The organism is Streptococcus sp. SK140, assembly GCF_000259525.1.
GTDB lineage: Bacteria > Bacillota > Bacilli > Lactobacillales > Streptococcaceae > Streptococcus.
The window spans coordinates 1-10,131 of sequence record NZ_AJML01000007.1 but is presented as its reverse complement, the minus strand read 5'-3'; the positions used below and the strand labels follow the sequence as shown (position 1 = coordinate 10,131).

General features: G+C 39.3%; 9 protein-coding genes and 1 pseudogene. 9 read left to right on the top strand and 1 reads right to left on the bottom strand.

Annotation, left to right across the window (positions count from 1 at the left end; translation table 11 throughout):
* The 6 genes from HMPREF1116_RS03365 to sdbB form a co-directional block, all read left to right on the top strand.
* The coding region (locus HMPREF1116_RS03365; protein ID WP_000322002.1) for a UDP-N-acetylglucosamine 1-carboxyvinyltransferase at positions 1 to 1,148 on the top strand (1,148 nt) is incomplete at its 5' end.
* Positions 1,149 to 1,164: 16 nt separating this feature from the next.
* Complete coding sequence (locus HMPREF1116_RS03360) at positions 1,165 to 1,716, top strand: GNAT family N-acetyltransferase (protein ID WP_001028717.1); 552 nt, start codon at positions 1,165 to 1,167, stop codon at positions 1,714 to 1,716.
* Positions 1,709 to 2,986, top strand: a complete 1,278-nt coding sequence (gene spxR, locus HMPREF1116_RS03355) for a CBS-HotDog domain-containing transcription factor SpxR (RefSeq protein WP_000033785.1) — start codon at positions 1,709 to 1,711, stop codon at positions 2,984 to 2,986. The genes HMPREF1116_RS03360 and spxR overlap by 8 nt, the downstream gene beginning before the upstream one ends.
* A 14-nt stretch (positions 2,987 to 3,000) precedes the next feature.
* Positions 3,001 to 3,861, top strand: coding sequence for a methionyl aminopeptidase (locus tag HMPREF1116_RS03350; RefSeq protein WP_000631531.1), 861 nt, complete (start codon positions 3,001 to 3,003; stop codon positions 3,859 to 3,861).
* 128 nt (positions 3,862 to 3,989) lie between these two features.
* Positions 3,990 to 4,697 carry a thiol-disulfide oxidoreductase-associated membrane protein CcdA2 gene (ccdA2, locus tag HMPREF1116_RS03345; protein WP_000443894.1) on the top strand — a complete coding sequence of 236 codons (708 nt, stop codon included), beginning with the start codon at positions 3,990 to 3,992 and terminating at the stop codon, positions 4,695 to 4,697.
* A 12-nt stretch (positions 4,698 to 4,709) separates the two neighbouring features.
* The gene (gene sdbB / locus HMPREF1116_RS03340; protein ID WP_000721103.1) at positions 4,710 to 5,270 is read left to right on the top strand and encodes a thiol-disulfide oxidoreductase-associated lipoprotein SdbB; all 561 of its coding nucleotides are present in this window, start codon (positions 4,710 to 4,712) and stop codon (positions 5,268 to 5,270) included.
* A gap of 69 nt (positions 5,271 to 5,339) precedes the next feature.
* Here the strand turns inward: sdbB and HMPREF1116_RS03335 are convergent, their stop codons facing one another.
* Positions 5,340 to 6,326: an L-lactate dehydrogenase gene (locus HMPREF1116_RS03335; protein WP_000176425.1), complete on the bottom strand. Its 987-nt coding sequence runs from the start codon at positions 6,324 to 6,326 to the stop codon at positions 5,340 to 5,342.
* Between the two features lie 193 nt (positions 6,327 to 6,519).
* Between HMPREF1116_RS03335 and gyrA the strand changes: the two genes are divergently transcribed.
* The 3 genes and pseudogenes from gyrA to HMPREF1116_RS11770 all read left to right on the top strand — a co-directional run.
* Complete coding sequence (gene gyrA / locus HMPREF1116_RS03330; protein WP_001153013.1) at positions 6,520 to 8,988, top strand: DNA gyrase subunit A; 2,469 nt, start codon at positions 6,520 to 6,522, stop codon at positions 8,986 to 8,988.
* Positions 8,988 to 9,737 (top strand): class A sortase, encoded by a 750-nt coding sequence (locus tag HMPREF1116_RS03325; protein ID WP_000078698.1) that lies wholly within the window; start codon positions 8,988 to 8,990, stop codon positions 9,735 to 9,737. The genes gyrA and HMPREF1116_RS03325 overlap by 1 nt, the downstream gene beginning before the upstream one ends.
* Positions 9,738 to 10,023: 286 nt before the next feature.
* A pseudogene (locus HMPREF1116_RS11770) lies at positions 10,024 to 10,131 on the top strand (aspartate-semialdehyde dehydrogenase); the annotation flags it as partial.

Below are 10,131 nucleotides of genomic sequence, written 5' to 3'. Positions count from 1 at the left end.
TTGTGATTTTGGATTGTGTTCCAGACATCTCTGATGTAGCTAGTCTTATTGAGATTATGGAAATCATGGGAGCTAGTGTCAAGCGTTATGACGATGTTCTTGAGATTGATCCTCGTGGTGTTCAAAATAAACCAATGCCTTATGGTAAAATTAATAGCTTGCGTGCGTCTTATTATTTCTATGGTAGTCTTTTAGGACGTTTTGGTGAAGCAACTGTAGGTTTGCCTGGAGGGTGTGACCTAGGACCACGTCCGATTGATTTGCATTTAAAAGCATTTGAAGCTATGGGAGCTAAGACAACCTACGAGGGAGATAATATGAATCTCTCAACCCAGGGATCAAGCCTACATGGTGCGCATATCTATATGGATACTGTTAGTGTTGGTGCAACAATTAATACGATGCTAGCAGCAGTAAAAGCCAAAGGTCGAACAGTTATTGAAAATGCTGCTCGTGAACCTGAAATCATTGATGTGGCTACATTATTAAACAATATGGGAGCTCACATTCGTGGCGCAGGTACGGATATGATTACTATTGATGGTGTAGATAGCCTTCATGGAACACGTCACCAAGTCATCCCAGACCGTATTGAAGCAGGTACCTATATTTCAATGGCTGCTGCAGTAGGCCATGGGATTCGAATTAATAATGTACTTTATGAGCATTTAGAAGGATTTATTGCTAAACTTGAAGAAATGGGTGTTCACATGACTGTTTCTGAAGACAGTATTTTCGTCGAAGAGCAAACAAATCTAAAGGCTGTTAATATCAAGACAGCTCCTTATCCAGGTTTCGCAACAGATCTTCAACAGCCTATTACTCCTTTGCTATTAAAAGCAGAAGGTCGTGGCACATTGATTGATACAATCTATGAAAAACGTGTCAACCATGTTTTTGAATTAGCCAAAATGAATGCAGATATTTCAACAACAAACGACCACATCCTTTATAAGGGTGGAAATCCTTTGCAGGGTGCAAAAGTTAAAGCGACAGACCTACGTGCTGGAGCTGCCTTGGTTATTGCCGGCTTGATGGCTGAAGGAAAAACAGAGATTACCAATGTTGAATTCATCCTTCGAGGCTACTCGAATATTATCGAAAAATTGCGTAATCTTGGAGCAGATATTGAGCTAATCGAAGATTAGCACTTTGAGGATTGCAATGAATATCTGGACTAAATTAGCAAAATTTTCTTTCTATGAGACGGAACGTTTATATTTCCGTCCCTTCTTTTTTACAGATGTCGATGATTTTCATCAACTTGCATCAGATCCTGAAAATCTTCAATTTATCTTTCCTGCACAAGCAAGTATTGAAGAAAGTCAGTATGCTCTTGCCAATTATTTTATGAAATCACCTTTGGGAATTTGGGCTATTTGTGATAAAAAAGAGCAACGAATGATTGGAGCTATCAAGTTTGAAAAACTTGATGAAATTAAGAAAGAAGCTGAAATTGGCTATTTTTTAAAGAAAGACTATTGGTCTCAGGGGTATATGACTGAAGCAGTTACCAAATTACGAGATTTATCCACGAACGAGTTTGCCTTGAAGCAACTTTCGATTGTGACACATCTAGAAAATGTTGCTAGTCAGAAAGTAGCAGAGAAATCAGATTTTGTTCTTTATCGTCGTTTTAAAGGTAGCGATCGTTATACCCGAAAGATGCGGGATTATCTAGAATTCCGTTATACAAAAGGAAATCTAAATGAGTAAACACCAAGAAATATTAGCCTACTTGGAAGAATTACCAGTTGGGAAGCGTGTCAGTGTTCGTAGTATTTCAAATCGGCTGGGAGTAAGTGATGGTACGGCATATCGGGCTATCAAAGAAGCTGAAAATAGGGGACTTGTTGAAACACGTCCTCGAAGTGGAACAGTACGTGTAAAGTCAAAAAAAGTAGCTATTGAGAAATTAACGTTCGCAGAAATTGCAGAAGTTACAGGCTCGGAAGTTTTAGCTGGTCAAGCTGGATTGGATAGGGAATTTAGTAAATTCTCCATTGGAGCGATGACTGAAAAGAATATTCTTTCATATCTTCATGATGGTGGCTTACTTATCGTAGGAGATCGAACACGTATTCAGTTATTAGCACTAGAAAATGAAAATGCTGTCTTGGTAACAGGTGGATTTGAAGTTCATGAAGATGTTTTGAACCATGCTAATAAAAAAAATATTCCAGTATTGCGCAGTAAGCATGATACATTTACAATTGCGACTATGATCAACAGAGCTTTGTCCAACGTTCAGATCAAGACAGATATTTTGACGGTTGAAAAAATCTATCGTACCAGTCATGAATATGGTTTTCTACAGGAAACGGATACTGTCAAAGATTATCTAGACTTGGTTCGTAAGAATAGAACGAGCCGTTTCCCTGTTATTAATCAGCATCAGGTTGTTGTAGGTGTCGTAACCATGCGAGACGCTGGAGATAAATCACCTGGTACAACGATAGATAAAGTCATGACAAGGACAGTCTACATGACTGGTTTAGCGACGAATATCGCTAACGTTAGCCAGAGAATGATTGCTGAAGACTTTGAAATGGTACCTGTTGTGAGAAGTAATCAAACTTTACTTGGTGTTATTACTAGACGGGATGTCATGGAAAAGATGAGCCGCTCTCAAGTTTCAGCATTACCAACATTTTCAGAACAGGTTGGTCAGAAGTTATCTTACCACCATGATGAAGTTGTCATTACGGTTGAACCATTTATGTTGGAAAAAAATGGAGTCCTTGCAAATGGAGTTCTTTCAGAAATTTTGACCCATATGACGCAGGATCTGGTCGTGAATAGTGGACGTAATCTCATCATTGAACAGATGTTGATTTACTTTTTACAGGCTGTTCAGATTGATGATATCTTGCGAATTCAGGCTAGAATTATTCATCATACGAGAAGGTCAGCCATTATTGACTATGACATTTATATCAATCATCAAATCGTATCAAAAGCAAATGTTACTGTAAAAATTAATTAAAACTAGGAGAAAACATGATTACATTAAAATCAGCTAGAGAAATCGAAGCAATGGATAAGGCTGGCGATTTTCTTGCCAGTATTCACATCGGTTTGCGTGACATCATCAAACCAGGTGTAGATATGTGGGAAGTAGAAGAATATGTGCGTCGTCGTTGTAAAGAAGAAAATTTCCTCCCCCTTCAAATTGGTGTTGATGGGGCAATGATGGATTATCCATACGCAACTTGTTGTTCGCTTAATGACGAAGTAGCCCATGCTTTTCCACGCCACTATATTTTGAAGGAAGGCGATTTACTGAAGGTAGATATGGTTCTTGGTGGGCCAATCGCTAAGTCTGACCTCAATGTTTCTAAACTCAATTTTAACAACGTTGCGCAGATGAAAAAATATACTCAAAACTTTACGGGCGGCTTGGCAGATTCTTGTTGGGCTTACGCTGTTGGAAAACCATCAGAAGAAGTTAAAAACTTGATGGATGTTACCAAAGAAGCTATGTATAAGGGAATTGAGCAGGCTGTTGTAGGAAATCGTATTGGAGATATTGGAGCTGCTATTCAGGAATATGCTGAAAGTCGTGGGTACGGAGTTGTTCGTGATCTTGTAGGACACGGTGTTGGTCCAACTATGCATGAAGAACCAATGGTGCCTAACTACGGTATCGCAGGTCGTGGTCTCCGCCTTCGTGAAGGTATGGTTTTGACAATCGAACCTATGATCAATACAGGTGATTGGGAAATCGATACAGATATGAAAACAGGCTGGGCACATAAAACAATCGATGGTGGACTATCATGTCAGTACGAGCATCAGTTTGTTATTACTAAAGATGGGCCTGTAATCTTGACAAGTCAAGGTGAAGAGGGAACTTATTAATCAAAAAAAGGAGCTGAGCTCCTTTTTTTGATTCTTTCAAGTTGAGAATAAATTTGCGTAGCAGATATCTTACAAACGTTTTCTTTTATAGTAAAATAAAAGATGACTATATGAAAGAAGGTTCTTAATTGGAAAGTATTTTATTTTTTATTTCTGTCTTTATAGCTGGGGTCTTGTCATTCTTTTCTCCCTGTATCTTTCCCTTGTTACCAGTCTACGCAGGTGTTCTTCTGGATGATCAAGAGGAGTCAAAGACATTTCGTTTTTTGGGTAAAGATGTTGCCTGGTCAGGCTTGATTCGGACACTCTGTTTCATTACTGGTATCTCTCTCATTTTCTTTATTCTTGGATTTGGAGCAGGATTCCTTGGGAATTTACTTTATGCTGACTGGTTTCGTTATGTCATGGGGATCATGATTATCATACTGGGCTTGCATCAGATGGAAATTCTTCATCTACAAAAGTTAGAGATACAAAAAACAGTAACATTTAAGCAAAAACAGTCTAGTAAATATTTGTCGGCCTTTTTACTGGGTATCAGCTTCAGCTTTGGCTGGACTCCATGTATAGGCCCAGTTTTAAGTTCTGTTTTAGCACTGGCTGCCTCAGGAGGAAATGGAGCTCTTCAGGGGGCTTTATTGACCCTCATTTACACTCTCGGAATGGCACTTCCATTTTTAGTTCTGGCCTTGGCATCAGGTCTTGTCATGCCTTATTTTAGTAGAATCAAATCCCACATACTTTTATTGAAGAAAATTGGTGGTTTATTGATCGTTCTCATGGGAATTTTATTAATGTTGGGACAGTTAAATGTCTTATCTGGAATATTAGGATAAAAGGAGTTATCTATGAAAAAAATTATCTATTTTGGCCTTAGTTTCTTGTCTATCTTTCTTCTGATTGCTTGTGGCAAGGAAGAAAAAAAATCAAGTCCACAAAATCAATCAAGTCAGAAACAACAAGCGCCTGTGAAGCAAGTAGCTATTGGAGTCGAAGCACCAGATTTTACCCTCCAATCGATGGATGGAAAAGAAGTCAAATTATCTGATTATAAAGGCAAAAAAGTTTATCTTAAATTTTGGGCATCTTGGTGTGGACCATGTAAGAAGAGTATGCCAGAATTGATGGAGCTTGCTGCAAAGGAAGATCGCGATTTCGAAATTTTATCTGTCATTGCGCCAGGGCTTCAAGGTGAAAAAACGGTAGACCAATTTCCAAAGTGGTTTGAAGAACAAGGTTATAAAGACATCCCTGTTTTATATGATACAAAAGGAGCTGTTTTTCAAGATTATCAAATTCGAAGCATCCCTACAGAGTATCTAATTGATTCACAGGGTAAAATTGCTAAGATTCAATTAGGTGCTATTAGTAACGCAGATGCAGAAGCAGCTTTTGCTCAAATGAAATAAAGTAATGAAATAAAGTAATGAAATATAAAATGTCTAGACAAACCGTCTAGACATTTTTTCTAACTAAAATTAGTTTTTTGAAGCTGCTTGGAATTCAGGGTTTTTCCAAGCTTCATCAATAATAGCTTGCAATTCTTTTGCTGAAGCTTGCATTTTTTGAGTTTCAGCATCGTTCAATGGGATGTTAACTGGACGAACGATACCGTGTGCACCAACGATAGCTGGTTGACCGATAAAGACGTTTTCAACTCCGTATTGACCTTCTTGGAATACTGAAAGTGGAAGAACAGCATTTTCATCATCAAGGATAGCTTTTGTGATACGAGCAAGGGCTACTGCGATACCATAGTATGTTGCACCTTTTTTGTTGATGATTGAGTAAGCAGCATCACGAACAGAGATGAAGAGTTCTACAAGGTCCGCTTCATCCAAGTCACGGTTAGCTTGCAACCATTGTTCCAATTTTACACCGGCAACGTTTGCGTGTGACCAAACGGCAAACTCAGAGTCACCGTGTTCACCCATGATGTAGGCGTGAACTGAACGAGCATCAACGCCGATTTTTTCAGCAAGTGCTTGACGGAAACGAGCTGAGTCAAGTGAAGTACCTGAACCGATAACACGTTCTTTAGGGAAACCTGAGAATTTCCAAGTTGAGTAAGTCAAAACGTCAACTGGGTTAGCAGCAACAAGGAAGATACCGTCGAAACCAGACGCAACAACTTGTTCAACGATTGATTTGTTGATAGCAAGGTTTTTACCAACAAGGTCAAGACGAGTTTCACCTGGTTTTTGTGGAGCACCAGCAGTGATAACTACAAGGTCAGCGTCCGCACAGTCTTCATACTTAGCTGCATAAATTTTCTTAGGTGAAGTAAAAGCAAGCGCGTGGCTAAGGTCTTCAGCATCACCAACAGCTTTTTCAAACAATTGAGGAATTTCAATGATACCAAGTTCTTGTGCAATTCCTTGGTTAACAAGAGCAAAAGCGTATGATGATCCTACGGCACCGTCACCGACAAGGATAACTTTTTTGTGTTGTTTAGTTAATGTCATTTGTCTAAACATCTCCTTCATTTTTTAAGGGCTTCCCCCGTTTAGTTTCATTCTATCACTTTTAAATAGCTTTGTCACGAATATAACATCCACTTAGCTATGTAAACGTTTTAGTCGTACTGTAACACTGAAATAAGAGACAAACTATGGTATAATATATCTAGTTACTAATAGTGAAATGAGGCATTTGTTAATGCAAGATAAAAATTTAGTGAATGTCAATCTGACAAAGGAGATGAAGACCAGCTTTATCGACTACGCCATGAGTGTTATCGTATCGCGGGCCCTTCCTGATGTTCGAGATGGTTTGAAACCAGTTCATCGTCGTATTCTATACGGTATGAACGAATTGGGTGTGACACCAGATAAACCTCATAAGAAATCTGCTCGTATTACAGGGGATGTCATGGGTAAATACCACCCACACGGTGACTCATCTATCTACGAAGCTATGGTTCGTATGGCGCAATGGTGGAGTTATCGATACATGCTTGTAGATGGGCATGGGAACTTTGGTTCCATGGATGGTGATGGTGCCGCAGCTCAGCGTTATACTGAAGCACGTATGAGTAAGATTGCTCTTGAGATGCTTCGCGACATCAATAAAAATACCGTTGATTTTGCAGATAACTATGATGCCAATGAACGTGAACCTTTAGTTTTGCCAGCTCGTTTCCCAAATCTTTTGGTCAATGGAGCTACAGGTATCGCTGTTGGTATGGCGACCAATATTCCACCACATAACTTGGGTGAAACCATTGATGCAGTGAAGTTGGTCATGGATAATCCAGAAGTTACAACCAAGGAATTAATGGAAGTTCTTCCTGGTCCAGATTTTCCAACTGGTGCCCTTGTTATGGGGAAATCAGGTATTCATAAGGCCTACGAAACTGGTAAAGGATCGATTGTGCTTCGTTCTCGTACTGAAATCGAAGAAACTAAGACTGGTCGCGAACGTATCGTTGTAACAGAATTTCCATACATGGTTAATAAGACCAAAGTCCATGAACATATTGTGCGTTTGGTTCAAGAAAAACGTATCGAAGGTATTACAGCTGTTCGTGACGAATCAAACCGTGAGGGAGTTCGCTTCGTAATTGAGGTGAAGCGTGATGCATCTGCTAATGTTATTTTGAACAACTTGTTCAAGATGACTCAAATGCAAACTAGCTTTGGATTTAACATGCTGGCTATCCAGAATGGTGTACCAAAGATTCTTTCTCTTCGTCAAATCTTGGATGCTTATATTGAGCACCAAAAAGAAGTGGTGACTCGTCGTACTCAATTTGATAAAGAAAAAGCTGAAGCACGTGCCCATATCTTGGAAGGTTTGCTGATTGCTCTGGACCACATCGACGAAGTTATTCGTATCATCCGTGCCAGTGAAACGGATGCAGAAGCCCAAGCTGAATTGATGAGCAAGTTCAAGTTATCTGAACGTCAAAGTCAAGCAATTCTCGATATGCGTCTTCGTCGTTTGACAGGTTTGGAACGTGACAAGATTCAGTCAGAATATGATGAGCTTATTGCTTTGATTGCTGACTTGGCAGACATTCTTGCAAAACCAGAACGTGTAGCGCAAATCATCAAGGAAGAATTGGATGAGGTCAAACGTAAGTTTGGCGATCCACGTCGTACTGAGTTGATGGTTGGTGAAGTCTTGACTCTTGAAGATGAAGACTTGATTGAAGAGTCTGATGTCCTCATCACTCTATCAAATAAAGGTTATATCAAACGTTTGGACCAAGACGAATTTACAGCTCAAAAACGTGGTGGACGTGGCGTTCAAGGAACTGGAGTTAAGGACGATGACTTTGTGCGTGAATTGGTTTCAACCAGCACTCACGATCATTTGCTATTCTTCACCAATAAAGGACGTGTTTATCGTCTTAAGGGGTATGAAATTCCAGAATACGGTCGTACAGCCAAAGGTTTGCCAGTTGTCAATCTTTTGAAACTGGATGAAGGTGAAAGCATTCAAACCATTATCAATGTTGAATCAGAACGTAGTGATGATGCTTACCTCTTCTTTACAACTCGCGCAGGTATTGTCAAAAGAACCAGTGTCAAAGAATTTGCCAACATTCGTCAAAATGGTCTCAAAGCCTTAAATCTGAAAGATGAGGATGAGTTGATTAATGTCTTACTAACTGAAAAAGACACAGATATCATCATCGGAACCAGATTAGGTTATGCAGTTCGTTTCAATCAGTCTTCAGTTCGTAGTATGAGTCGTATCGCCACTGGTGTTAAAGGGGTAAATCTTCGTGAAGGTGATGCTGTAGTGGGAGCGAGAGTGATTACTGATCAAGATGAAGTCCTTATCATTACTGAAAAAGGATATGGTAAGCGCACAGTTGCGACTGAATATCCAACAAAAGGGCGTGCCGGTAAGGGAATGAAAACAGCCAATGTTACTGAAAAAAATGGTCCTCTGGCTGGTCTCTTAACAGTAAAAGGGGACGAAGATCTGATGATTATCACTGACACAGGTGTCATGATTCGAACCAATGTTGCCAATATTTCACAAACGGGACGTTCAACTATGGGAGTAAAAGTGATGCGTCTAGATCAAGATGCTAAGATTGTGACTTTTACAAGTGTTGCAGCAGCAGAAAAAGAAGAAGTTGGGGCAGAACAGGAAACAGAAAGTGAAGCATAATGTCTCAAAAAAAGAATCAAAGTAAAAAAAATAAACGTAAAAATCTACTGATTAACATACTGGCAGGATTCCTAATCTTGCTATCTATCGCTTTAATCTTCAATGCTAATATTCGTGATATGTTCATGATTTGGAACACTAATAAGTATCAGGTCAGTCAAGTGACCAAGGAAGAGATTGAAGAGAACAAAGAAACAGAAGGAAATTTCGATTTTGACTCTGTAAAATCACTTTCCTCGGAGGCAGTCCTATCAGCTCAATGGAATTCCCAGCAACTTCCGGTAATCGGAGGGATTGCCATTCCAGAGCTTGAAATGAATCTACCAATATTTAAGGGACTCGATAATGTTAACCTTTTTTATGGTGCTGGGACAATGAAAGCCAATCAAGTAATGGGGGAAGGAAATTATTCTCTAGCAAGTCACCGTATCTTTGCAGGTGAAAATGCAGATAAGAAATTATTTTCTCCTCTTGCTCGTGCTGAGAAAGGGATGAAAATTTATCTCACTGATAAAGAAAAAGTCTATACATACGAGATTGAAGAGGTTAAAATTGTAACTCCTGATCGCGTAGATGTAATTGACGAACGTGATGGGATTAAAGAGATTACCTTGGTAACCTGTGAAGATGCTAATGCAGTTGAGAGAATTATCGTTAAAGGGAATTTGACAGAGATAAAATCTTATGCAGAGACTCCATCAGATATCTTAGAAGCCTTTAATAAACCCTATAAACAATTTTATGAATAGTAGAAGAGGTTGGGACAAAAGAGCCCGACCTCATTTTTATTAGCAATCAAACTTTGACGCGGTAGCTGATTGAACTTTTTGTTCGTCTTTTAGACTCCAAAAAGCTCCTAATCATCCTCGCGGGGCTGGGACTACGAAATCGAGACTCTGTCTATCGATTTCTGTCCCACCGCCTTTTCTTGTCAATTTCAGAAAATAGATAGGAAAAAGACTTTTCAATTTTGGTAAAAAGTAGTATAATGTTTATATTATAGAAATTTTTAGAAAATTCCGAAAGAGGTTTGTTATGGGATACACAGTTGCTGTTGTCGGCGCTACAGGTGCCGTTGGTGCTCAAATGATCAAAATGTTGGAAGAATCAACTCTTCCGATCGATAAGATTCGTTACCTTGCG